A 24,699-nucleotide genomic window follows, 5' to 3' on the forward strand; every position below is an offset into this window, starting at 1 on the left:
AAGGGCGTTTACGCTCTTGTCCTGCATCTGACTTTTTTGTGACGGATGGAGGAGAACAGGATGATGCGAGTCTTTCGAGTGATGGCGTTCGCCGCTGTGGCGACCGTGATGATGACCGGAGCGGCCCTGGCCCAGGGTTCGATCTTCGGCAAGGCCACTGATACGTCCGGCGGCGTGCTGCCCGGCGTGACGGTGACCGTGGCAGGACCGGCGCTGCAGGCGCCGTTGGTGGTGGTCACTGGCAGCAGTGGCGCGTACCAGTTTCCGACCGTGCCGAACGGCACGTTCTCGGTGACGTTTGAACTGAGCGGCTTCAAAAAAGTCGTGCGCAACAACATTGTGATTACCAGCGGGTTCAACGCGCCCATCGACATGAAGATGGAAGTCGGCGCGATGTCGGAAGAACTCACCGTCTCAGCGGCGGCCCCCGTCGTTGACACGAAGAAGACCACGTCGGGTGCGACGTTCACGTCGGAAATTCTCGAGAAGATTCCGACCGCGCGCGACCCGTGGCAGATCATCAACATGACCCCGGGCGTGCAGGCCGGTCTCAACGTCGGCGGCTCGTCGTCGGGCCAGCAGGTCGGCCTTGAGTCGCGCGGCACGGGTGCCAGCGTGCAGTGGAACCTGGAAGGCGGGTCGATCACGGACCTGTCGTCGAACTCATCGCCCAGCTACTTCAACTTTGACTCGTTCGACCAGATTTCGGTGACCAATGGCGGCGGCGACGTCTCCGTGCAGTCGTCGGGCCTGTCGATCAACCTGGTGACCAAGAGCGGCAGCAACGTGTTCAAGGGTTCGGCCGTGGGCACGTTCCAGAACGACGCGATGCAGGCGAACAACGTGACCGAGGACCAGTTCAAGCGAGGCACGGGCGGCTTCCTGTCGGGCGCGCCGATCAAGAAGATCTACAACATCTCGGGTGAGTACGGCGGCCCGATCGTGAAGAACCGTCTCTGGTGGTGGGCGGCGGCCGACAAGCAGCTCATCGACGCGGGCGTCGTGAACTACTTCGACCGTTCGCGCGCCGAGTGCGTGCCGTATGCCGATGCACAGCGCGCGGGTTCGCTGCTGACCGGCGGCTCCCTGACGTATGCCAACCTGGCGGACGTGCAGGACTGCCTCTCGAGCGACAAGACGGTCATCAAGAACAAGCAGGCCAAGGTCAACTACCAGCTGAACGCCTCGCACAAGTTCCAGTACCTGTTCATGAGCGACAACAAGTTCCGCAACGCGCGCGGCGCGTCGGCCGACACCGAAAAGGAAGCGGTCACGATCCAGACGTCTGAGACGTACTGGAAGTACTTCCCGCTCCCGACCCACCAGATCACGCACACGTTCATCGCGAGCGACCGGCTCGTGTTCAACACGGCGTTCACGAAGGTGTTCGGCGGGTTCTTCCTCGACTACCAGGACTCGCAGGGCTCCTGCGGCAACACGCGCTACACGGGCGACATCCAGTTGTCGTCGTATCCGCAGACGGCCGACCCGACCTGCATGTTCAACATCCAGCCGCAGACCATCGCGACCACGGGCAACCTGAGCCGCTCGCTGGGTAACTCCTACCAGACCGTGCGTCCCTCGCTGGACCTCAAGACGGACGGCACCTACTTCCTGACCAACGTGCTCGGCGGCGACCACAGCCTGAAGTTCGGCGTCGGCTACCGCAAGAACCCGATCACCACGTTCAACCACATCAGCGGCGGCGGCCGGGCCACCGTGCAGTGCGTGGGCAATGCGCTGGCAGGTTGCGGCGATGGCCGGACGTACGTGGCCGTGGGCGGCGCGACGCAGGGCCTGGTGCCGCGCGCCGCGTCCGCGACGCGCGACTCGCTGACCAACAACGACTGGTGGTCGTACAACGGCTACATCCAGGATTCCTACAGCTACAAGCGGCTGCGCGTGAACGCCGGCCTGCGCTACGACTGGCAGCAGTCGAAGTGGATGGGTGGTTGCGTAACGGCGAACGCGTTGGTGCCGGATCTCCTCCCGGGCCAGTGCGAAGGCGAACTGACGGGCGGCATCAGCCCGATCACCGGCCAGGACGAAAAGCTGCGGGCGTTCTCGCAGTTCTCGCCGCGCATGTCGTTGACCTATGACGTCTTCGGTGACGGCAAGACGGCAGCGAAGATGACCGGTTCCTACTACTACGCGACCAAGATCACGCTGGCCAACGCCCTGTCGGGTCTCGGCGGCGTCGGTCTCACGTGGGGCACCAACCAGAACAGCGGCGCGTGCAGCACGACCGCGAACTCCACCTGCTGGAACGACGCGAACCGCGACGGCTTCATTCAGCGTCCCGAACTGCTGGGCACGCCGAACTTCCCGGCCGAATTCGTGAACGGCGTGCTCGTCGCCTCCGGTAACCGCGTGGCTGACGATGCGAAGCTCGCCCGTACGCGCGAGATGACGGTCGGTCTGTCGCACGAGCTCATCGCCAACCTGGCAGTGGGCGCTGACTACATCTACCGGAAGTACGACTACGGCACGGCGGCCTACATCATCGGCTACGAGCCGGGTGCGGCTGGCTTCCCCCAGTCGAACATCTACGGCGCACCGCTCACGCACACCGACACGGTCACCGGCAAGACGGCGACCTACTACACGGTGCAGCAGGGGCTGACGCGGCCCTCAGGCCCGACGATCACCAAGACGAACCTGGACTACGAGGTGTATCAGGGCGTGGACCTGACGCTGAACAAGCGTTACAGCGACAAGTGGCAGCTGAACATCGCGGTCACCATCCAGAAGCGCAATGACTACGACGTCTTCTACACCAACCCGACCGGTGTGGATCTCTTCGACGGCATCAACACCGGCTCGCGCTACCTGCTGAAGGTCAACGGCAGCTATGACCTGCCCTGGGGCATCATGGCGTCCACGAACTTCAACATGAACGACGGTGCCAACCGCAACATGTCCATCAACGGACCGGGCAATGTGTACGGCGGCACGACGGGCAACATCACCTACAACACGCTGAACTTCGAAAAGGGTGGCTCGACGCGCCTCGAGAAGACCGTGCTGTGGGACATGGGCCTGAACAAGACGTTCACGTTCCGTGGCGGCCAGAACCGCGTGAAGATGACGGTGGACGGGTTCAACATCCTGAACGCGGCGCCCGTCCTCGGCTTCTCGAGCAACAACCTGAGCTCACTGGGCACGACGGCGAACCCCATCATCCCGGCCGAGCGCATCAACTCGATCCTGCCACCGCGGGTCTTCCGCGCCGGCGTGACCGTCTGGTTCTAGACGCGGCGAGCCGCGTCTAGTCCCGCCGTAGCCCTTGGGCGAAGGCGGACAAACGCGAGGCACACTCACCGGCCCCGGGCATACAATGCCCGGGGCCGTTTTTTTTGCCCGCCATCCATTGGAGGCTGCGTTGAGACATGCGCTCGTCGTGAGCCTGCTGGTCGCCGTAGCGCTGCCGCACGCCCTACGCTCACAGCCGGCGGTGGAAGACCCGACGAGCCTTGAGGCGGTCGTAGCGGCCGCCGCCGCTTACGTTAACGGCTACCAGCGGGAGCTCACCGCCATTCTGGCCGACGAGGAATACCGGCAGCAGATTCACGGTCAGACGCCGCGCGAAGACAACATGCCGCGCCTGAGAACCCTTCAGAGTGAGGTGTTCTTCATGTACGCGCCCGGCAGCGACTGGATGGCCATCCGCGACGTCCTCTCGCAGAACGGCAAGCCCCTCAAGGAGCGGCCCAACCTGCGCGAAGCCCTGCGCACGCTCCCGCCAGGCGAGGTGGCCAGGACGTTCAAGAAATACAACTCGCGGTTCAACCTGGGCCGCATTGTCCGCAACTTCAACGAGCCGACGCTGAGCCTGCTGCTGCTCGCAGACCGCTACCGTCCGCACGTGACGTTTGAACGCAAGCGCGTGCAGAAAAAGCCTGACGGTGTCTGGGTGACGATCGCCGCGAAGGAAGCCCGTGTGCCCGACACCCTGATCCAGGACCTGTCGCGTACGCCTGTGCCCTCAGTTGGCGAGTTCGTCGTGCACGCGGCCACCGGCCGCATCAGCCAGGCGATGCTGAGGACGACGCTGGGGGCCGTGATTGCGGAACTGACCACGGAGTATGCCCCGGACGCCAGGCTCGGCATGTGGGTGCCGACCCGGTTCATCGAGCACTACCTTGAAGGCGCCAGAGTGCAAATCGCGTCCGACCCCCGCACGCGAATCCAGACGCAGTTCGAGGAAATTCGCAGCGTGGCCGAGTACCGGAACTACCGCCGCTTCGAGGTGAAGATCACGATTAAGTAAACTATTTCCATCCTTCGCGGATGGCCTGCATGGGGGGCAGCGCGACGGCTGCATAGCCCTTGCGCGAGCGGACATTGACGCCCGACACGTTCGCCTTCACTTCAATCTTGCGGAACTTGCCGTCCATCACGGCGTTGTCGGGACGATACCCAATCACGTAGTAGGTGCTGGTGTCGCGCACGACCATGTTGAACGCCCGGCTGATGAAGTCGATGTTCTGGATGCGCAGGCCGCCCGTGGCCGACGTGAGCAGGAACGGCGCGGCCTCGCCGCTGTCAAAAGCGGTAGACCGGCCGGCTTCCACGCGCAGTGCGTCCGATGTCGCAGAGGGCGCGCCAATCAGGCCGCGTCCATCGATCGAGTAGATCGTCGTCCCGCCGCGGGCCGCGTCCGCGCCGATGGCCAGCAGGTCGTCGCGCGATTCCTCGACGAAGAACCCTTCCGTGAGGAAGATCAGGGTCTTCCGGCCGGGGATCCGGCTGAGGCGGCTGACCACATAACGCAGGTTCTGCAGCGTCGTGTACATCAGGATGCGCGCCTGGCGGACGTAGAGTCGCGATTTCTGCTGGATCTGGTTTTCCACCTGGTTCAAGCCGCCGTTGAGCAGGCACGACTGCGGGTCTTCCTGGCAGACGGCCAGACCCACGCGTCGCGCCACCTCGGTGGAGCCCTCCGAGATGCGCATGGCGTCGATCTCGCTCGGGATCCTCGGGAACTCGCGAAACGTCGAGAGCAGCGACTGGCGGTTCTCGAACCCGACGGTCACGCTGTTGACGCCGGCCAGGAGTTCGGCCGGGCTCGTGGTCAGGCGCCCGTTGTGCATCTTGCCGTTCTGGAAGATCCCGCCAAAATCGCCCGGGCCAATGTTCTCCTTGATGAACTGGCTCACGCCCACCTTGCTGCGCATCAGAGACTCGTGTGCGAGGTGGCCCTCGTCGAACATGACCACGAAGATGCGCCGCGCCCGGTCTTCAGGCGCCACGTCCTGGTCGCCGGTGACGGGAATGAGCTGCCCGCCCCGCTCGTGCGACACCATGTAGAACTGTTCGATCTTCTGGGGCTTGCCGTCTTCGAACAGTTGCAGGTCGCCGGCCGTCAACCCGCCGACAAAGTCGCCCTTCTTGTCGTGAATGACGACATCCACTTCGACCAGTGACGTGGTGGTGCGGAAGGTGGCCTGAGGCTGCTGGACTGACGGAACTGACGGAACTGGCGGAACTGGCGGAACTGGCGCGGTTGAGACTCCGGGGACACAGATCACCCAGAGGGCGAGGGCAAAGAGGGATATGGCGCGCATGCCACGCATGTGGGAACTCCCAGTATTAAAGGCCGTGGGACAGGATCTTACACCCGGCGCTTGGGTGGAGTTACCATGGCGGGACGGAAAATCATGAAGAGCCCAGCCCGTTCCTGCCGGATGCCCCTGCTCCCACTGGTGCTTGCTCTGGCCATTGTGGCCGCTCCTGACGCGCAGCAACTACCGACGTTCCGAAGCGCGGTCACACTCGTGACCGTGGATGTGTCCGTTCTCGACCGGGACGGCAAGCCTGTGCCCGGCCTCGCGGCCGGTGATTTTGAAGTGAAACTGAACGGCAAGGTCCGCCCTGTGAAGGTACTGAGCTTCGTGCAGGCGGCCGGGGCACTTGCGCCGACCGCCGCAGCCGTTGTGCCCAAACTGGCCGAGGCCCCGGAGGGCGTTCGGCAGGGGCGCCAGACGGTCACGAACGAGGGCGTCGTGGCCGCGGCCGTTAAGGCGGGTGAAGATCGGGTGTTTGTCCTCCTCATCGATGATTTGTCGTTTGCGCCGATGCGCGGCAAGGCGATGTTCCTGGCGGCAAAGAAGTTCGTTAGCAACCTGCCGGCTTCCGACGTCGTCGGCCTGGCCACGACCAGCGGAACGGCCGCCATCAATCCCACGACTGATCGGACCAGGATTCGCTCGGCCCTTGATCATGTCGCCGGCGAAGCGAGCGATTTCCAGGCGTTGACACCTCCCGGCGCCGATGCGGCCGACACCGCGTCTCCCGATGCCGACGGGTCCGTCGGAGTCCACCAGGCCCTTGAGATCTCGAATGGTAACAACGAGGTTCTCAAGGTGGCGATTGCCAATGCCTGCTTCGAAGGGAAACGGTCCCTTCCCGACAGCCCGGTTGACAGCACGGTGCTCGAAGTTCTCATGGCACAGAACGACTGCGCGGCACAAGTCGGCAGACAGGCCAGGACCATTGCCACGCAGGTCAAACAAGTCACGCGACGGCAGGTCGCATCTTATGTTTCGGTGATCGAAGCCATGAAGGCCGCGACGGGCCTTCGGCATCTCGTAGTGATGTCTGATGGCCTGGCCGTTGGGCGTGATGCCTCGCAGCTGACGCCACTCGCGAGGGCGGCGGCTGCCGCGGGCGTTCAGGTCAGCGTCTTGATGGAGGAGCGCGACCTGAGCCTGACGGATGGCGGGCGGCGACAGAGGGCGCCATCGAATGCAGCTCCTCCCCCGATCACCGACACAGGTGCACCGCAGCGCCGCATCGAAGACAACGCGATGTTCCTGGCCGGCGCACAGCTGGCCGCCGAAATGGCGGGAGGGCAGTTCTATCGGATCATCGGCCAGCCAGACACGTTCTTCGCTCGGGTGCGAAATGCCAGTTCCGCCGTGTATCGCCTGGGCGTCGAGCCACCGCCCGACGTCGAGCCGTCGCGCATCACGAGCGTCGAAGCCAAGGTGGGTCGCAAGGGTCTCACCGTGCTCGCGAATCGTCACGGCGTGGCACCACCGTTGTCGCCGTTCGCCCCCGCAGAGCCAACTGTGGACGACAAACTCAGGACGGCGATCGGCCAGGGCCAGTCGCACGGTGCCGTGCCTCTCAAGGTGGCCACTGCACTCCGCCGATCGTCATCGTCCTCCCTGGACCTCAGCGTGAATGCGGAGATCCCCGGCACCGTGCGTGGGCCGCTGGTGGCGATGTTCGGCCTGGTGAAGGACGGCGCCGCGCTGGGGCCATCACCACCGGCCGTCGTGAGATCGCCGTGCCCGCCGCCGGCGAGCCGTTCACCTTGTCCGTGTCGCTGCCGGCTGAACCCGGCTCCTATCAACTGCGGCTGGCCGTGGCCGATGCCACAGGCGCTCTGGGCGCGCTGGAGGTGCCGGTAGACGCGTCGCTCAGCACGATGGGACCGTTTGCCGCCAGCGACCTGATCGTCGCGTGGGTGGATGCCAAGGGGCAGCCGCACGGTATGGCGCTTGAAGAACTGCCGGCGGCGGCCACAAGCCTTCAGGCGCTGTTGGAACTCTACGCGCCGGCCGGTGGCGCGCCCGGTGTGCTCGACGCCCTGAAGAACGACGTCCAGGTGGAGTTGGTCCTCACGCGCGCCGGCGAAACCGAACCTGTCGACGAGCGCGAAGTGGTCCCCCAGTTCTCACCCGGCGTCCTTCGCATGGTCGTTGAGTACCCCATCGACGACCTCAAGCCGGGTGTCTACCGTCTGCGCGCCAACGTCCGCGTCGGTGGCCAACCAGCCGGCGCAGCGATCGCGACGGTGAGAAAGAAGTAGTCTGCATTTCGTAGCGCGCGCTGGGTCTCAAGCGCGCGGAAGGGCCGCGGCCTTGAGACCCAGGCCGCGCTACGAATTTTCTTGGAGCTTCGCGCGCACGGCGGTCGCCAGCGCGTGCGTGGGGTTGAGCGCGAGTGCGTTGTCGGCGTGCGTGCGCGCTTCGACAAGGCGTCCCAGCACGAGCTCGCAGTAGGCCAGGTGCGCGAACGCATCGGCGTCGCGAGGGTCCAGCCGGGCGCTGGCCCCGAACTCACGCGCGGCGTCTTCGATGCGGTTCAGCACCAGCAGGTTGAGTCCGTACTGCAGGCGTGCCGCAGCGGAGCCCGGCGCCAAGGCGGCGCCACGCCTGAAGAACGGCTCGGCCACATCAGGCGCCTGCACGGCCGCCGCCAGGCGGCCAATCTGCAGCCACACCTCCGCGTCGTCTCCCGGCGCCGGAGTGATGCGCTTGATGGCCTCTGCCGCGCCCCTGGGGTCGCCGGTGGCCTGCAGGGCGACCGCAAGGTCATAACCGGCCACACGCGCCTTCGTGCCGGCGTCAACGCCCTTTCGCAGATGGGGTAGCGCCTCAGCGGCCCGTCCAGCCTTGAGCAACGCCTGGCCGAGCGCGTATTCGAGGTCGGCCCCGCCCGGGTTCAGGCGTTGAGCTTCGGCGAGGTACGTGAGCGCCCGGTCGTTCTTCCCGCCGAGCATGTACTGAACGCCGGCGCCGTAATGGGCGGCGCCTGGCCTGGGCGCCGTCGGCTCGAGCTTGCGAACCCAGTCCGCAGCTTCGGCATCACGTCCCAGGATGATCAGGCGCTGGGCCATGCGCAAACCCTCATTCCATCGATCGTCGCCGACCGATGAGGGCGAGTTGACCGCCACAAGGCCTACAACGAGGGCGAGCAACGGGAGCGCGAGCGTGCGCCACTGCCGGCGCGTCACGTACGTGGCGAACGCGTCGAGCGCGATGCCCGATCCAACACAGAGCGGTACCAGCAGCGGCAGCCGGTACCGCTCGGCGATAAAAAACAGCGCGACGGAAATCGCATAGATCGGAACGAACGAGATCCAGACCACGGCCGAACGATCGTCGGCACGGCGAAGCAACAGGCCAAGTCCCACCACACCGAGCGGCATCAACAGCCACGGGCCGATCGCGTAGAACCTCAGCGCGGTATTGGCGTCATAGGCAAAAAACGGATACGAGTACGGCAGCGCCACATGCTGCGCGTGAAACACGTAGCCGAATTTCTTCAGGAACAAGAAAACCGCCCGGTGCGGATGTTCGCCAATCCAGCTCAACGCGAGGTCGAAGAAATAGTCCCGAGGTCTCCGCATCGGAAAGCGTCCGGCCCAGGGCCAGTTCCGCCACGCGTCGCGCGTCGCGCGACTGGCCCTGGATGTCGGGCGTGATGCCCGGCACTTCGGCGTAAAACCCGGTGGCGGTCTCGGAATTGCCGATGTAGAAGTTCAGCCCACCGTGCGAAGACACCGGCGACCATTCACCCGCCACCACGCCGTTGCGTATCGAGACAGGCGCCATGCCCAGAAGGACACCGGCGACGAGCACCGCGGCCGGACGCACACGCCTGGTCGCCAGCAGCACCGCCACCAGGCCGGCGGCAGCAATCGCCATGTTCGGCCGGTTGAGTGCGGCAAGGCCAAAGACGATGCCAGCGATGAGGAACCAGCGCGCGCCGCGGCCCTTCAGCGCCCAGGTCAACGCCAGCAGCGCCGCTGTGGCGAGTGCGACATCAATCGACGCCTGCAGGATCAGTACTTCGTAAAACGTGATGAGCCCGGTGACTGCGGCAAGCCCGGCGGCGAACCAGGCTGCCCGGCTCGTGCTCCACTCCCGCGCCATCGTCCAGATCCCGCCGACAGCAAGGGCGCCCATGAGTGCCTGCAACACGCGCACGGCCGTGAACGAGTCGGTCAGCGCCAGGCCAGCGGCCAGCACGTAGATGTAAAGCGGAGAGACGTAATAGAGGCCCGGCCCCAACGAAAGGTCGCCGGCCACCACTCGGCGCGCGAGATCGGCGTAGGCGGTGGTATCAAGACCCACTTCGGGCTGCACCAGCGGGTGGTCGGCCAACTGCCAGACCACGATCAACTTCAGGATGGCCGCGAGGGCAACAACCACTCCGATCGGCCACCATGTCGCGCCGATGGACTCAGGAGCGGCAGGCTTCTGTATCGGGCGTTTCATCGTCTCAGCAGTTGTCGGATCGCTTCGACGTCACCGGCCAGTTGCGGCGGCGCTGTCCGGACGTATTGCTCGCCGAACGTGCGTGCTTCACCGATGCGGCCCGCGTCGGCGAGCAATACGATTAGGTTATAGAGTGCGTCGAACTCATTCGGGTCCAGCTGCACTGCGCGCTTCCAACTCTCGATCGCGTCAGGCTTCCGGTTGGTCTGCGCCAGAATGACTCCCAGTGTGGTGAAGCCCTTTGCCAGCGACGGATCGATGTCCACCGCGCGTCGTGCGAACTGTTCTGCTTCGCGTAGTTTCGCACCACGGTCACCGCCGGGCCGCCCCGCCTCTTCCAGCAGCATCGTCGCAATGTTCTGATGCGCGAGGCCGCTGGTGGTGTCGAGCGTGAGAATTTTCTGGAACACCACGATGGCGTCCCGGAAGCGCCCCGCGCGACCGTACGCAAGGCCGAGGGCGTTGAGGCCCTCCACGTCGGTGTCCGGCAGAGATTCCAACAGGGCTATCGCCTTCGGAAGATTGGTGCCACTCTCGGCCAGGTAAATGCCGAGCCTGATGCGCAGGTCTCGGTCCGGTGCGCCGGCCGCCAGGCCCGCCTCGAGCGTGGCGATCGCCGCCGGCCACTGGCCCGACTCCCACTCCGAGTACGCCAGCGAAATGTACGCGTCGGCCGTGTCGGGACGACGGGAGATGACGCTGCGAAGCATTTGTACGCCTTCAGCCGTGCGATTCTCCCTGAAAAATTCGGAGGCGCGATGCAGGTCGCGATCGATGGTGACCAGGTTCTTGAGGTCGTCGGCTTCGGTAAACACCGTCCGCTCCGGCGCGCTGCCCGAGATATAGCTCAGCGACCGCAAGGCCTCCCGCTCCGAGGCGGAAATCTGTCCCGGTCGATCAGGCGCCGCCGTGCTGAAGGTACGAAGCAGATTCGTCAGCACTTGCAGCCGCTCGGGTTGGCGGGATGCCATGTTGCTCGACTCGCCCGGGTCTGCCGCCAGGTCGTAGATTTCGGGGATGGGCTGGTCGATGTATTTCGTGCGCTCCTGCAGCACGCCTCGGAGCGGTGCCCAGCCGCGCACGAGGTTGAAAGTCATGGATTCGAAGTAGCTGGGCCGGTCGGGGCCGTCGCCATCGGCGATGAGCGGGCGCAACGATGTGCCCAGCCATTTCGGGTCCACGGGAACGCCCACGGCGTCGAGCACTGTTGGGGCGATGTCGATGTGGCGAGCGGGCGTGTTGATCGTTTTGCCGCGTGTCGCAGCGGCGCCGCCCGGCTGGATGGTCGCCACGATCAGCGGCACACGCAATGTGCCCTCGTACGCGAACATGCCGTGTGTTTCTTCGCCATGTTCGCCCAAGCTCTCGCCGTGGTCGGACGTGACGATCACCGTGGTGGGCCGCGAGAGCGTGGCCAGGTGTGTGAGCAGTGGTTCAAGTGCGTGATCCACCCACGCCACTTCGTCGTCGTACGGGCGGGGCGACTTGCCGGCGAACTCGGCGGGCGGCTTGTAGGGCGAGTGCGGGTCGAAGACGTGCACCCACCCAAAGAACTTCCCAGGTGTGCGACGGACCCAGTCGAGCGCACGTGTCACTACTTCATCGGCCCGCCGTTCGGGCAGCGTGAACGTGACGTCGCTCTTCATCTCGCTGATTTGATCGTCGTAGACGTCAAACCCCGGCGACAGGCCGAACCGTTTGGTGAGCGGGAACCCCCCGACGAAGGCGCCGGTCGAAAAACCCAGCGGCTTCAGACGAGTGGCGAGTGTGGCCGTGCCGTCTTTCACGCGAAACCCGGCGTTGTCGCGCATGCCGTGTTCGTACGGCAGCTGCCCCGTGAGGATCGATGTGTGTGAGGGGAGCGTGACCACCGCGTGGGAGTGCGCGAAGGTGAAGCGCGCGCCGTGCGCGGCGAGCGCATCCAGGTTTGGCGTGGCTGCGGCGCCGCCGTACGACCCCAGCGCGTCGGCGCGCAGGGTGTCGATGGTGACGAGCAGGATGTTCTGGTCGGCCTGCTGGCCGAGTTCGTACGCCGGGGTACGGTTCAGCAGCCAGGCCGTGCCGGCGGCCACAACGAGGGCCACCAGGCCCACGGACGCCCCGCGACGAATCATCAGTCGGAAATCCCGCTACGCCGGCGGAATCCTGTTGGCGTAGAGCTTCAGGCCGTCACGCCGGACACCCACGAGCACGCCCTGGGCCTTGCCGCCGCCGGGCCGCTTGTAGACCACTTCGTACTGGTGATTCAGGTTGTCCACGATGTTCTTCATCATGGCTTCCAGCGCCGACTGCGCATGAATGAACTCGCGCCGGCCACCAGTATTCGCGGTCAACTGCTCAAGGACCAGTCCACGCACCGCGTTTTGATTCGTGCCCGGCTGCACCGAGACCGCCCAGAGGTTGGCGTGGGACTTCGACAGTTCTTCGTGCAACTGCCGGATGTTCTGGCGGCTCTGTTCGTCGCCCGGTTCGATGTTGAGGGCGACGATGTTACGGCGGGGCGACTTGGCTTTCGTCAGCGACTTGCTCGCCTCGATAATCGCTTCGAGCAGCACGGAGGCCGCCCCGGGCTTGGGGAACAGCCGGGCCACACCCTTCTCAAGATCCGCCACGTTTGACGTCATCTTCGTGACGGTGATCGCCGCCTGGCCAAACTCCATCAATTCCATCTGCGTTTCAGGGCTGACGGACGCCATGTCCTTTACGAACGAACCGATCGCGGTGCGAATATCCCGGATGAGTTCAGGCGAGAAGGAGCCGAGGCCCAGGGCGCCGCCAGTGCTGCCGCTCATCATCGAGCCCTCGCCGGCGTTCTTGGTCGTGTCCGCCAAAAGCACGATGGCCATCGGCGCTGTCGACCGCTTCACGCTCACCACTTCGCGATCCTGGTTGTCTTCGCGGATGAGGACTTCCGGCGTCGTCAGGTCCTTCACCGACTTGCCGTCCTTGTCGACGACGGTGAGATAGAGGATCTTTTCTTCCTGGCTGGTCGCCGTCAGTTCGGGCGTCGAGAAGGCCCCAAACGTCACCGCAAGGCCGAGCAGGCCGGCCAGAGGCACAAGGGCCCGGCGGCGAAGTGTGTCAGTCGTCATGTGTCGTGAAGCCTCCAGAGGAAGAGTAGCAGGAATCGGCTACGCCAACGCGAGCACGTCCACAGAGGGGTATCTCGTCCGGATCTTCCGGTCGAGCGTGACGAGCGTGGCAGGTGCAGACTGGGCGAACGCGGCCAGATAGTCGTCGGTCCAGAGCAAGTGGCTTTTGTCGTTGCGCTTCGAGAGCGTGATCCACACCGGCGCCAGGCCGCGTGGCTCGCCGAGGAATCTGACCCGCGGGTCGTCCTGGAGCGCCAGCAGCAGGTCCCACCCCTGTTTCCGCGTCTGAACGTCCGTCCCCGTCACCGCCGGATTGCTGACCAGGCGCAGGAAGGCCATCTCGGTGACCCGGCAAAACGCCAGATCATCATCTTCCTGGTCCATCCAGCGTTTGGCGATCGAATGATGCGCATGGCGGCCCCACGAAGCAGCGAGCCACACGTTCACATCCAGTAATTTCATCGCCGAGCCCGAGCCCGCCCTGTGGACGGGGACGATCGAGGACTGACCCCTTCCGCGTCCGCGTTAGCAAGCGCCTGTTCGAGGCTCGCATTCGTCGCGGCGACCGCTGGCCCTGTGGCGGCACCAAACAGCGGCAAACGTGCCCGAGTGCGGCCCCGCGCCGACTGGGGCAGCGCAAGCTCCGACGCGAGGGCCCGCGACAGCAAGGTCTTCAGCGACTCCCCGCGCTCGGCGGATCGCGCCTTCGCGTGTCGCATGAGTGCGGTGTCGAACATGACCGTAGTGCGCATAAAAGCATATTTGCATATCGACGCAGCCCTGGCAAGACCGGTCGTGAGGCAGCCTGCCGGCTGAAATTGAGCCAATGAGCCAATGGGGCACCCGTATAATTGCCGCCATGACGCGAGAACAACGGCTCCCGTGGCTGGTGGCATGTGGAGTGGTGGCCTGGGCCGCGGCGGTGACGATGCCGCAGGCGCAGGTGGCGACGCCCGCCACAACGGGTGCGGCCCGGGTGGATGCCACCCGGCTTGCGAAGATCGACGAGGTCGTCGCCGAGGCGATCGCCGAGAAGAAACTGCCGGGTGCCGTGGTGCTGGTCGGCCAGGGCGACACCGTCGTGTTTCGAAAGGCGTACGGCCATCGCGCGTTGGTGCCCGCGCCCGAGGTGATGACCCTCGACACGATGTTCGACATGGCCTCGCTGACCAAGGTCATCGCCACCACAAGCGCGGTGATGATGCTGGTCGAAGACGGCAAGATCCGCCTGAGCGATCCGGTGGACTCAGTTCATCCCCGACTTCGCGAAGTACGGCAAAGATCGCGTCACCGTCCGCCACCTCCTGACGCACATGTCCGGCCTTCGGCCCGATGTGGACCTGGCTGATCCGTGGGTCGGCTACGAGGCGGCCATGGCGCTTGCCAACGAAGAAGTGCTCGGCGCCGCACCCGGCCGGCAGTTCGTCTATAGCGACATCGGGTTCTTCCTGCTGGCCGACATCGTGGCCAAAGTCAGTGGCCAACCCTTCGACCAGTTTGTGGCCACGCGCCTGTTCCAACCGCTTGGCATGACAGACACGATGTTCAACCCGGCTGCGGTCCTGCGAGACCGCATTGCGCCCACGGAAAGTTGCACGCAGTACGGATGGCCCTGCGCCGGCCCTGGCGCCGAGATGCTTCGCGGTACGGTGCACGACCCGACGGCGCGCCGCATGGGCGGTGTGGCCGGCCACGCGGGACTGTTCAGCACGGCGGACGACACCGCGCGTTTCGCACGCATGCTGCTGCGCGGCGGCGAATTGGACGGCGCGCGGGTGCTCTCGCCGTTGGCTGTGGCGCGCATGACCAGTCCGTCCACGCCTGATGGTCTGCCCAGTGTGCGCGGACTCGGCTGGGACCTGGATTCGTCTTACTCCTCCAACCGCGGCGAACTGCTGCCCATCGGCTCCTTCGGACACACGGGCTTCACCGGCACGTCGCTCTGGGTTGATCCAGCCACTCAGGTGTTCGTCGTGTTCATGTCCAACCGTGTGCATCCAGAAGGCAAGGGCGACGTCACGCCCCTGCGCGCGCGCGTGGCGACGATCGCGGCGTCTGCATTCAGCGCGCTGCCCGCAACGGGGCTTGCCGGCACCCGCCGGACATTCGAGTCACAAACGCCGGCCGTGCCCGCACCCACGAACGCACCCGTGCAGAACGGCATCGATGTGCTTCGCGCCGGCGGGTTTGCGGCGCTCAAAGGCCTGCGTGTGGGCCTGCTCACCAACCACACCGGCCGCGCGCGTGATGGCGCCGCAACCATCGACGTACTCGCCGCCGCCCCGGACGTGAAGCTGACCGCCCTTTTCAGCCCTGAACACGGAATCCGCGGAATTCTGGACGCCGTTGTGCCCTCCACGCACGACGCCAAGACCGACCTGCCGATTCACTCCCTGTATGGCGACTCACGGCGTCCGACCGACGCGATGCTCGCCGGTCTCGACGCCATCGTCATCGACCTGCAGGACGTTGGCGCGCGGTTCTACACCTACATGACCACGATGGCGTATGTGATGGAAGAGGCCGCGTCGCGCAAGATCAAGGTCTTCGTGCTGGATCGGCCGAACCCCATTGGCGGCGTGCACATCGAAGGCCCCGTCCTCGATCCTGACGCGGTGAGCTTCATTGGCTACCTGCCGGCGATGCCCACACGGCACGGCATGACGCTTGGTGAACTTGCGCGCCTGTTCAATGCGGAGAAGAAGATCGGCGCGGACCTGACGGTGGTCGCGATGCGCAACTGGCGGCGCGACGCCTGGTTCGATGACACGGGGCTGATGTGGATTGGCCCGTCACCGAATATGCGCAACCTCTACGCTGCCACGTTGTACACGGGACTCGCGTCATTCGAGAGCGCGAACCTGTCGGTGGGGCGCGGCACCGATACGCCATTCGAACACATCGGTGCGCCGTGGATTGATGGTGTGCGCCTCGCAGAAGCGCTGAACGCCCGGGCCATCCCGGCGTGCGCTTCTATCCCGAACAGTTCACGCCCAACGCGAGCAAGTTTGCCAACGAACTCTGCCAGGGCGTCTTCATTGTCGTCACCGACCGGAATGCCGTGCGGCCCGTGCGCGTCGGCGTGGAAATCGCGTCCGCGCTCCTGCGACTATTCCCAGGCAAGTTCGAGATCGATTCCTCATTGCGGTTGTTCGGCTCAGCCTCGGGCCTCGCGCGCCTCAAGAGCGGCGACGACCCCGCCGCGATCGCCGCCACCTGGAGCGGCGGCGAAGCGCGGTGGCGACTGCTGCGGGCGAAGTATCTGCTCTACTAGTCCTGGGTCCAGGGTCCTGGGTCCAGGGTTCGATGTGCGTGCGCCGTTCGGCGCACGGGCTTTAGTTAAGAAGGAAGTTCCGGCAAAGCCGGCACCGAGAACTCTGGACCCAGGACTCTGGACCCAGGACTACTCAGAACCTCCTGAATATCCCGATCGTCACCGTCACCTGCCTGTTGGTGCCCGAGCCTTCGAAGAGGGGTGGCGGCCAGGTTTGGCCCGCTCAGCGACGAGCGCACGTTTGGCTGCGTGCTGAACTGAATGCCCGGGCTCGTGGCCGACGGCAATACTCCGGTGGTTGTGGCGGTGGCCACAGCGGGTGCCGCCGTCAGCTTCGTGACGTCCTTCGTTGAGTTCACGAGCAGGCGGGCGTCGACGCGTATTCCTGTGCGCTCAGACAAGTCGTATGTCAGGCCGCCGCCCACAAGGCCCATCGCATTGTTCTTTGGCTGGGTCACGCTCACCACCACGCGATCGGTCTCGTCCATCAGGAACGCGCCAAAAAGCCTGAACGTGTAGCGGCCGTTGAGAACGGCCTGAGGCCCCTCGCCGCTGTTGAGCATGACCCCGCCTCCCGCAGTCAGATACGCCTCCACCTTGCTTCCGCTGAGCACCGTCCACTTCATCGCGCCTGCCACTCGGGTCTGGCTGTTCGCCCGGTCGGGTGTCGTGAGCTGCGACGTGACAACGAGGTTGGTCACCGGCGCCGTCGCGAGCAACGCCTGGAACGATTCCTCGAAGCTGTCGCTGCTGGCCTTCAACGCGTCCTGAAGGGCGCTGGTCAGCGCCAGCTTCGCCAGACTGCGCTCCACACTCAACTCGAGGCTGAGCCTCGATGTGAGCGTCCTTCCCACGCGCAGGCCAAACGCGCTACCGCTCTCTTGCGGCTGGCGCCGTTGCGCCCGAACGCGGCGTCCATCGGGATGAGTTCCGGGAATGGCGTGCCGTCAATGGCCTCGAAGCGCGCCAACACCTGATTCAGGAGTCCAGCACCATCGCCGAAGTACCACGAGGACACAGCGCGACTCGGCTGCCCGGACTCAGTCGTGAACGGTGTGCCTGGGGCGAACGCCGGCACCGCACCTCCGCTCGAGGATGACGATGAGGAGGAGGACGCGCCGCCGTAGAGTTCGATGGTCCACTTGCCGGGCCGAGCCGCGTTCTGAGCGTGGGCGGTTGACGGCCAGAACCCGCCAAGGGCGATGGCGCTCAGCGTTGCGAAGACTCGCGTGGCGGTCCGGCGAACAATTCGGGGTGAAGTCAGCATGCGTGTCTCCGGAAAAAGCGAGTGGCCGGCAGTATAGTAACGGCGGGAGGCAGAGCATGGGCAGATCTTTCTCGATGGTTCGCGCAGGTGTGCTGGCCGGGGCCGGCCTGATGGTGGCGCTGAGCCCGTCGTGGCTGGGGGCTGTCCGGGCCTCGTCCAGTCCGCTGTCGAACGATGCGCTGTTGCCCGCCGCGGCCCTGTCCCAAATCCTCGCGGCAAGCGATGCGAGCGTGACACGGTCGCGCGCGGTGGCGCTGGACGTCAACACGCTGCCGGATCCCCGAACCCGCCCGCAACTGGTCCGCGAGCCGTCTTTGTCGCTCGAACTCTTTCCCGACGTCTCCATCGTTGCGGTATTTGAGCGTTTTGATCCGAATACGTCCGGCGTCACCTGGGTGGGGCATGTGGATGGGGTCGCGGCGAGTTCAGTGACCCTCGTGTACGGCGGAGGCCTTCTCGCAGGCAGTGTCGTGATGCCGTCAGGCACGTTCAACATTCGGCCGGCGTCGGCGGAGTCACGGGCCGCCAATCCGCAGCCCGCGGGCGAAGTGCATGTGATTTCGCAGGTGAATCAAGCCGCGCTCCCACGCGAGGCGGATCCGCTCGAACCCACGTACACGCCCGAAGCGCTTGCGGCCGCGGCCGATCGCAACATTACTGATACGGCCGACATCATTGACGTGATGGTGGTCTATACCGCATTGGCGCAGCAGCACGCAGGCGGCGCGGCAGGCATGGCCAACCTCATCAACATCGGCATCAGCGAGACCAACACGACGTATGCGAACAGCGACGTCAAGCATCGCGTGCGCCTCGTGCACAGCGCCCTCGTGGGCTACACAGAAGTCGGTTCATTCAGCGCGAATCTCACGAGTCTGCGCCAGGGTCTGGGCCCGCTCAGCGGCGTGCCCGCGCTGCGTAATCAGTTTGGCGCCGACCTGGTCATGATGTTGGTGCATCCGTCCAGTGGCGCCGACGCCTGCGGCATTGCCTACGTGATGTCGACGGTGAACGCCGCGTTTGACCCGTTCGGCTACAGCGTCACGGATACCGTGTGCGTCACGCCTGGCCTGACCATGCCCCACGAGTGGGGCCACAACATGGGCGCGCAACACGACTGGTACGTGAATACCTCCGTGTTTCCCTACAGCTATGCCCACGGCTACAACAACACACGGGTGGGGCAGCGGTGGCGCACGGTCATGTCGTACAACGACGCCTGCGCCGTGCAGGGGTTCAATTGCACGCGGCTGCTGGCCTGGGCCAACCCTGACAATCGTCTGAACCCGTTCTGCACCGGGGGCAGTTTTGCCTGCCGCGGCAATCTCTGGTTCCTGCCTGGAGAGGCGATGGGGGTTCCCGGCGGCACTCGCACCGACTGCGTCGTCGGCGTGCTGACGACGAACCCGTGCGACGCTGATGACCATCGCGCGCTCAACAACACCGCGTTGACGGTGGCCAACCTCAGGCAGCGGGTCGTGGCCAGTACAACATCAGATAGACGATAACGCCGGTCACCGAGACAAACAGCCAGATGGGCAGTGTCCACCGCGCGATGGCGCGATGGCGGGCATCATCGCGTTTCAGTCCGCGCCGCAACGTCATGAGTGCGAGCGGCACCACGGCCGCCGCCAGGATGATGTGCGGCACCAGAATGACGAAGTAGATCGTGCGCAGCATTCCGGTGCCCGGGAACGGCTTCGACCCCACCTGCGCGTGATAAATCACGTAAGAAATCAGAAACAACACCGACGTCCCAAACGCCGCCAGCATCGTCTTTCGATGCTGTTCAATGCGCCGCGCCCGAATGTGGAAGTACGCGATAACCAGCAGCACCGTGCAGAGCGCGTTCAGCGATGCGTTCAGTGTCGGAAGGTCGCTTACCGAGATCATTTAGTCAGTTCCCCAGTTCCCCAGTTCCTAAGTTCCCAACTTCGCGATCGCCATCAGAATCCACAGCAGCGGCAAATAGATGATCGACGCGTAGAACACCACGCGCGCGTTGGTCTTGGTGCGCGACCAGGCGAAGCGGACGGTCAGCGCAAACTGCATCAGGCCGAGTATCAACACGCCGATGGCGTACGTCTGGTCGGCCAGGTTCACCACCGTGGGCATCACGCTGACCGGCACCAGGGTGGCGGCCCAGAGGGCCATCTGGCGACCGGTCATGGCGCCCGTGTGATCGATCACCGGCAACATCGGCAGTCCGGCGCGGCCGTAGTCTTCCCGGTAGATCCACGCGATGGCCAGGAAGTGCGGCAGCTGCCAGATGAACATGATGAAGAACAACGACCAGCCCGCCAGTTCGTCGATCGACCCGCGCGCGGCGGCCCAGCCGATCATCGGCGGCAGCGCACCCGGCACGGCGCCGACCACGGTGGCAAACGACGTGTAGCGTTTGAGCGGCGTGTAACAGAGGACGTAGCTGAACAGCGTGGCCAGCGCCACCCACATCGCCAGCATGCTCACCGCGCCGCCGAGAATGCCCAACCCCACGGCCGAGAAGACTGCCGCAACGATGCGGCCTTCGCGCGGCGACATCCGGAGCCCCGCCACAGGCCGGTTTTTCGTGCGGTCCATCAGAGCGTCGGTATCGCGCTCGCTGACCTGGTTGAACGCGGCCGCGCCGCCTGCCACAAGCGCCGTGCCGGCGCACGTCACGGCCAGGCGCGTCAGGTCCACGTCGCCGGGTGTGGCCATGTAGTAGCCACCTGCGGTGGTGGCAACAACCAGGGTATTCACCCGGATCTTGGCAAGCGTGATCCAATCGGCCACGCGCGAAGGTGTGGATGGCATTTCAGGCCGGGCCGAAGGCCAGCGTCACGCTTTGCTGGCTGCCTGCGGCGATCGTGACCTGCTGCGTGCGGGTGCCGAAGACCTCGTGCCACGCTTCAATCGTGTAGGTGCCCGGCGGCAGGCCCTTGAGGTCGAATGCGCCAGTGGCGTCTGTGACCGCGAAGAACGGATGGCTCACCACGCCCACATGCGCGGCCATCCATCCGTGGAAGTCGCATTTGAATCGCACCATGACTTCGGGCACGGTGAAGATCTTCGTTGTCCGCATCCCGGCGCGCGGTTGGCTTTCGTTGAACTCCTGGTTCTGCATCGGCAGGGCGTGCACGTTATGCACCGTGTCATCGCTGTTCAGGATTTCGATCGGCTGGCCCACGCGCACGCCGAACACGCGCGGCGCATACACGCACCCCTTCTGGTCCATCGTGACGGCTTCAGTCGGCGTGTCGAAGGTGTATTCGTCGAATGTCGCCTTAACGTGGACAAAGACGTTTTTGAGCCCGCCATCTGCGCCGACGAGTACGGCGTCGCTCTGCGGGTTCGGGCCGGCGCCGGCCACACACGCCGCGTCCTTGCCCATGCGCAGCAGTTCAGGTTTCGGCACCTGTCCCGTGAATGTGATGCGACCGGCCACCGACCCTGCGGTGGCGCTGTCCACCCGCTTGCCGCCGGTGGCGGGGGGCGGGGCAGACGGCGTGGGCGCGGGCGAGCAGGCGGCCAGGGTCAGGACCACAATCACGAGAAGAGCGGCGGCAGAAATGCGGGTAGAAGTCATGGCAGTAATTGAACCTGTCGATTATCCCTGACTTGACCGCCTTCTCGCCACGATGCTACTTTCAGTGTTCGGGTTAGGGCCGAAACCGGCCCCATCCATGGCGGTATCGTCTAGGGGTCAGGACATGTGGTTCTCAACCACAGAACCGGGGTTCGAATCCCCGTACCGCTACCAGCCTTCGCCAATCAGTCGCTGCGCTCCTGGCTTCGGCTGGGCTGCGCCCGCGAGCCTCTCGCGAAGGCTGTCCCGCCGGAGCCAGGAGCGGAGCGCCTGTCAGGCGCAGGCGGAAGGCGGACGCCAATTCGGTCTACTCTTCACAGGTCGATGAGAAAAGTTGCGATCGGTCTCGCCATTGGTGGCGTGGCGTGGGCGCTGGCCTACGGCCTCGGCCTGTTCCGGGTCTTCACGGACCAGGAGCTCTCCACGTACGACCGCCGGCTCGTGGCCACCCATGACACGCGCCTGGCGCGCGGGGGCGGCGCGCACCAGGACATGGTCATCGTCGAAATCGACGAGTCGTCGCTGCGCCTGCTGGAGCCCACGTTCGGCCGGTGGCCATGGCCACGCCTGGTGCATTCGGCTGTGGTGGACTTCCTGGCGCGCGGGCAGGCGAAAGCCATCGCCTACGATGTGTTGTTCGTGGACCGGGACCTTCGCGGCGCGTTTCCGCTGGGAGACAGCGGCGCGACCATGTCGGGCGCCGAGTCGGATGCCGCGCTCGTCGAAAGCGTCAGGCGCGCGGGAAATGTGGTGCTGGCGGCTGAAGTAATTTTTGAGGGCTCGGCCAGCGCGGAAACACCTGTGCCTGCAGCGCCGCCGCTGCCCGGCGTGAACTACGACCCCGGGCCCGGCTTTTTTGTGCGCCCACACCTTCGTCTGCCGTTTGCCGATCTCGCCGCGGCAAGCGCAGGCGTCGGCCACACCATGTTGGAACTTGACCCCGACGGCACAGCACGCCGCGTGTTGCCGTTCGTCGTGGCCCAGGGACGGCCGGTGCCGTGGCTCGGACTGGCCTCCTTCCTGGCGGCCGATCGTGTGCCGGCCTCGGGGTCTCCGTGGACGGGTCGATCCTGCGCGTCGGCTCGGCGCAAGTGCCGGTGCTCTCAGCCCCCGCGCGCTCGACCACCGGTGAAGAACTGCCGTCGCGTCAGATGCTGCTCCGGTTACACGGGCCCTATGCAGATGCCGAAGGGCAACGCACGTATCCGGCCTATTCCTTCGTAGACCTGCTGCGCTCCGAAGACCTGATGCTCAATGGCGCGGCGCCGCTCGTGGACCCCGCAGAGTTCCGCGGTAAGTACGTGTTCATCGGCACCACCGCCCCAGGCTTGAAAGACACGTATCCGTCGCCGTTCGGCGGACCGGCGATGCCCGGCGTGCAGCTTCACGCCGCGACAGTGGATGACGTGTTGTCGCAGCGGTTCATGCGCAAGGCCGACACCACCGTGGACGTGTTGACCACCGGAGGCGTCAGCCTCGCAGCCGGGGTGGTCGCGGTGGTGCTGCCCGTCGGGTGGGCGGTGGGGGTGGTCCTGGTTCTGGGCGCCATTCTCGTCTGGGCGACGACCGCGGCGATCGGTGCGGGCGTGTGGGTGAGTCTGGTGCCGCCGGTCTTGGGCCTCTCCCTGGCCACGTTTGGTGGCACGGCCTGGCAATATTTTGTGGAGGACCGGCAGAAGCGTCTGATGAAACAGCTGTTCGGACGGTATGTGTCACCCGATGTGTTTGCGCACCTGGTGGCAGACCCGTCGCTCGCGCGACTGGGTGGCCAGCGCCGGGAAATGACCGTGCTCTTTTCGGATATCCGCGGGTTTACAACCGCGTCGGAAAAGGCCACCCCGGAAGCCGTGGTGGCGCAGCTCAACGAGTACTTTTCCGCGATGGTGGCCGTCCTGTTCCGCCACCAGGGCACGCTGGACAAGTTCGTCGGCGACATGGTGATGGGCCTGTTCGGCGCACCCGTGACCGACCCGCACCACGCCGACCATGCCGTGGCCGCCGCCCTCGAGATGGTGCAGGAGCTGAACCGCCTGAATGCCGACTGGAAAGCCCGGGGAATGCCCACCGTGGATATTGGAATTGGCATCAACTCCGGGGACATGATTGCGGGTAACATCGGGTCCGACACCGTCATGAGTTACACAGTCATTGGAGACTCGGTCAATCTGGGGTCGCGCCTTGAGTCTGCCACCAAGGAGCACGGCGTGCGCATCCTCATCAGCGAGGCCGTCAGATCGAGACTGACGACGGATGTGCCGACGCGCGAGATTGGCGCGATTACGGTGAAGGGCAAGGCCCAGGCGATCGTGGTGCACGAGGTAATAGGGGGGCGTTCATGAGACGGGTGCTTTTCATCAGTGTGTTGATGCTTGCGGTGGCGGCGCCAGCCTCGGCGCAGCTCGGGAAACTCGGCCAGGCGGTCGGAAAGATCAGCAAGGCCAAGAGCATGGCCGACCAGGTCAAGGACCTCGTCGTCACCGAGCAGGAAGAAAAGGACATGGGGGCGGCCATCAGCACCCGCCTGCGCCAGAAGTACGGCGTGGTGCAGGACGCCGGAGTGCATAAGTACGTGTCGCTGGTGGGCCGCGTCGTGGCGTCGTCGAGCACCAGGCCGAATCTTGCGTGGAACTTCGTCGTGCTCGACACCGACGGCGTCAACGCATTCGCGGCGCCCGGAGGCTTTGTGCACATCACACGCGGCGCGCTTGCACTTATCGCCAACGAGGCCGAACTGGCGGGCGTGCTCGGCCACGAGATCACCCACATCACCGCGAAGCACACGTTAAACGCCATCAAGAACAAGAAGCTCTCGGGAGCCGCGGTCGAAGCCGCGACCCGCAGCAACGTGCTGGAGTTCATGCTCGACGCGGCCTATGACAACCTGCTCGAGAACCAGTACGACCAAGGTGACGAGAACGAGTCTGATAAGGTGGGCATCCGCATGGCCAACAAGGTCGGATACGCGCCGGCCGGTCTGGGGGCGTTCCTGACGCGCCTGGCCGACCGGAACAAAGACTTGAAAGAGCCGAGCGGCGTGTTTGCGTCTCACCCGAAAACCAAGGAACGCACGGACAAGCTGGCGAAGCAGATCACATCCGAGAAGCTCACCGCGACCGCCACGGTCGCTGCGCGCTACAAGGCCACGATTTCGTACAGGCCTGTTGCGGTGACCGTAGTTGCCGGCGCCGCCGGCGCCTCATCACTCGCCGGCAGCAGTGGGTCTGCCACAACAACCACGGCCAAACCTGCCGCCACGACGACGTCGTCGACGGCGAAGCCGCCGGCGTCTTCGAGCAAGTTCGGTCTCGGTGGGATTACCTCAAAGCTGGGCGCCGACAAAACAAACACCGGCACGGTGGCGTCCGCCGGGTCGCGGGGAGTCAACCCCGACCGCGACGCCAAGGGCGGATCGAACCCGGCGCGCGTGACGGTGACCCTGACGCCGGCCGAGATCGCCGCCTTCCGCAAGGGCATCTCGGGCTGAC

The 24,699-nt window shown here is 65.2% G+C and carries 20 protein-coding genes, 1 tRNA gene and 1 pseudogene; 11 read left to right on the top strand and 11 right to left on the bottom strand.

Annotated elements, in window-relative coordinates; translation table 11 throughout:
- Positions 1–60: 60 nt before the first annotated feature.
- Together IPL75_04010 and IPL75_04015 are read left to right on the top strand one after the other, a co-directional pair.
- The gene (locus tag IPL75_04010) at positions 61–3,252 is read left to right on the top strand and encodes a carboxypeptidase regulatory-like domain-containing protein (GenBank protein MBK9239427.1); all 3,192 of its coding nucleotides are present in this window, start codon (positions 61–63) and stop codon (positions 3,250–3,252) included.
- Positions 3,253–3,400: 148 nt separating this feature from the next.
- The gene (locus tag IPL75_04015; protein MBK9239428.1) at positions 3,401–4,270 is read left to right on the top strand and encodes a hypothetical protein; all 870 of its coding nucleotides are present in this window, start codon (positions 3,401–3,403) and stop codon (positions 4,268–4,270) included.
- A 1-nt stretch (position 4,271) separates the two neighbouring features.
- Here IPL75_04015 and IPL75_04020 read toward each other — a convergent pair whose 3' ends face one another.
- Entirely contained in the window at positions 4,272–5,567 is a 1,296-nt protein-coding gene (locus IPL75_04020) for a VWA domain-containing protein (GenBank protein MBK9239429.1), read from the bottom strand.
- 93 nt (positions 5,568–5,660) lie between these two features.
- On the opposite strand from IPL75_04020, the gene IPL75_04025 reads away from it, so the two are divergent.
- Entirely contained in the window at positions 5,661–7,418 is a 1,758-nt protein-coding gene (locus IPL75_04025; protein ID MBK9239430.1) for a VWA domain-containing protein, read from the top strand.
- On the top strand, positions 7,373–7,819 hold the full coding sequence (locus tag IPL75_04030; GenBank protein ID MBK9239431.1) for a hypothetical protein: 447 nt from the start codon (positions 7,373–7,375) through the stop codon (positions 7,817–7,819). Before IPL75_04025 ends, IPL75_04030 begins: the two co-directional genes overlap by 46 nt.
- Before the next feature lie 69 nt (positions 7,820–7,888).
- Here the strand turns inward: IPL75_04030 and IPL75_04035 are convergent, their stop codons facing one another.
- The 5 genes from IPL75_04035 to IPL75_04055 all read right to left on the bottom strand — a co-directional run bounded on the left by IPL75_04035 (position 7,889) and on the right by IPL75_04055 (position 13,857).
- Positions 7,889–9,142: a tetratricopeptide repeat protein gene (locus IPL75_04035; protein ID MBK9239432.1), complete on the bottom strand. Its 1,254-nt coding sequence runs from the start codon at positions 9,140–9,142 to the stop codon at positions 7,889–7,891.
- 867 nt (positions 9,143–10,009) lie between these two features.
- Entirely contained in the window at positions 10,010–12,127 is a 2,118-nt protein-coding gene (locus IPL75_04040) for a sulfatase-like hydrolase/transferase (protein ID MBK9239433.1), read from the bottom strand.
- Positions 12,128–12,142: 15 nt separating this feature from the next.
- Positions 12,143–13,105: a VWA domain-containing protein gene (locus tag IPL75_04045; protein MBK9239434.1), complete on the bottom strand. Its 963-nt coding sequence runs from the start codon at positions 13,103–13,105 to the stop codon at positions 12,143–12,145.
- A gap of 39 nt (positions 13,106–13,144) precedes the next feature.
- Entirely contained in the window at positions 13,145–13,567 is a 423-nt protein-coding gene (locus tag IPL75_04050; protein MBK9239435.1) for a PIN domain-containing protein, read from the bottom strand.
- Entirely contained in the window at positions 13,564–13,857 is a 294-nt protein-coding gene (locus IPL75_04055; protein ID MBK9239436.1) for a hypothetical protein, read from the bottom strand. Before IPL75_04055 ends, IPL75_04050 begins: the two co-directional genes overlap by 4 nt.
- Before the next feature lie 107 nt (positions 13,858–13,964).
- Here IPL75_04055 and IPL75_04060 point away from each other — a divergent pair, with 107 nt between their 5' ends.
- Positions 13,965–14,453, top strand: coding sequence for a serine hydrolase (locus tag IPL75_04060; protein ID MBK9239437.1), 489 nt, complete (start codon positions 13,965–13,967; stop codon positions 14,451–14,453).
- Positions 14,341–15,132: pseudogene (locus IPL75_04065) on the top strand (beta-lactamase family protein). Before IPL75_04060 ends, IPL75_04065 begins: the two are co-directional and overlap by 113 nt.
- A 1,312-nt stretch (positions 15,133–16,444) precedes the next feature.
- On the opposite strand, the gene IPL75_04070 reads toward IPL75_04065, so the two are convergent.
- Both IPL75_04070 and IPL75_04075 read right to left on the bottom strand, forming a co-directional pair.
- Complete coding sequence (locus IPL75_04070; protein ID MBK9239438.1) at positions 16,445–17,191, bottom strand: hypothetical protein; 747 nt, start codon at positions 17,189–17,191, stop codon at positions 16,445–16,447.
- A 2-nt stretch (positions 17,192–17,193) separates the two neighbouring features.
- Positions 17,194–17,646 (bottom strand): hypothetical protein, encoded by a 453-nt coding sequence (locus IPL75_04075; GenBank protein ID MBK9239439.1) that lies wholly within the window; start codon positions 17,644–17,646, stop codon positions 17,194–17,196.
- A gap of 56 nt (positions 17,647–17,702) precedes the next feature.
- Between IPL75_04075 and IPL75_04080 the strand changes: the two genes are divergently transcribed.
- Positions 17,703–19,154 carry a hypothetical protein gene (locus IPL75_04080; protein ID MBK9239440.1) on the top strand — a complete coding sequence of 484 codons (1,452 nt, stop codon included), beginning with the start codon at positions 17,703–17,705 and terminating at the stop codon, positions 19,152–19,154.
- On the opposite strand, the gene IPL75_04085 is transcribed toward IPL75_04080, so the two are convergent.
- From IPL75_04085 to IPL75_04095, 3 genes are read right to left on the bottom strand one after another with little or no spacing between them, the layout of a single operon-like run.
- On the bottom strand, positions 19,111–19,539 hold the full coding sequence (locus IPL75_04085) for a DUF420 domain-containing protein (GenBank protein ID MBK9239441.1): 429 nt from the start codon (positions 19,537–19,539) through the stop codon (positions 19,111–19,113). The genes IPL75_04080 and IPL75_04085 overlap by 44 nt on opposite strands.
- 27 nt (positions 19,540–19,566) lie before the next feature.
- Positions 19,567–20,442: a protoheme IX farnesyltransferase gene (gene cyoE, locus IPL75_04090; protein MBK9239442.1), complete on the bottom strand. Its 876-nt coding sequence runs from the start codon at positions 20,440–20,442 to the stop codon at positions 19,567–19,569.
- Position 20,443: 1 nt separating this feature from the next.
- On the bottom strand, positions 20,444–21,214 hold the full coding sequence (locus IPL75_04095; GenBank protein ID MBK9239443.1) for a carboxypeptidase regulatory-like domain-containing protein: 771 nt from the start codon (positions 21,212–21,214) through the stop codon (positions 20,444–20,446).
- Between the two features lie 99 nt (positions 21,215–21,313).
- On the opposite strand from IPL75_04095, the gene IPL75_04100 reads away from it, so the two are divergent.
- The 4 genes from IPL75_04100 to IPL75_04115 all read left to right on the top strand — a co-directional run bounded on the left by IPL75_04100 (position 21,314) and on the right by IPL75_04115 (position 24,698).
- Positions 21,314–21,388: transfer RNA gene (locus IPL75_04100), tRNA-Glu, on the top strand.
- A 150-nt stretch (positions 21,389–21,538) separates the two neighbouring features.
- On the top strand, positions 21,539–22,438 hold the full coding sequence (locus IPL75_04105; protein MBK9239444.1) for a CHASE2 domain-containing protein: 900 nt from the start codon (positions 21,539–21,541) through the stop codon (positions 22,436–22,438).
- A complete protein-coding gene (locus IPL75_04110) occupies positions 22,366–23,553 on the top strand; it encodes an adenylate/guanylate cyclase domain-containing protein (GenBank protein ID MBK9239445.1) in 1,188 nt (395 codons plus the stop codon). The genes IPL75_04105 and IPL75_04110 overlap by 73 nt, the downstream gene beginning before the upstream one ends.
- Positions 23,550–24,698: a M48 family metalloprotease gene (locus tag IPL75_04115; protein MBK9239446.1), complete on the top strand. Its 1,149-nt coding sequence runs from the start codon at positions 23,550–23,552 to the stop codon at positions 24,696–24,698. The genes IPL75_04110 and IPL75_04115 overlap by 4 nt, the downstream gene beginning before the upstream one ends.
- Position 24,699 lies beyond the last annotated feature (1 nt).

The sequence above is a fragment of the Acidobacteriota bacterium genome, from assembly GCA_016716905.1.
GTDB lineage: Bacteria > Acidobacteriota > Vicinamibacteria > Vicinamibacterales > SCN-69-37 > SYFT01.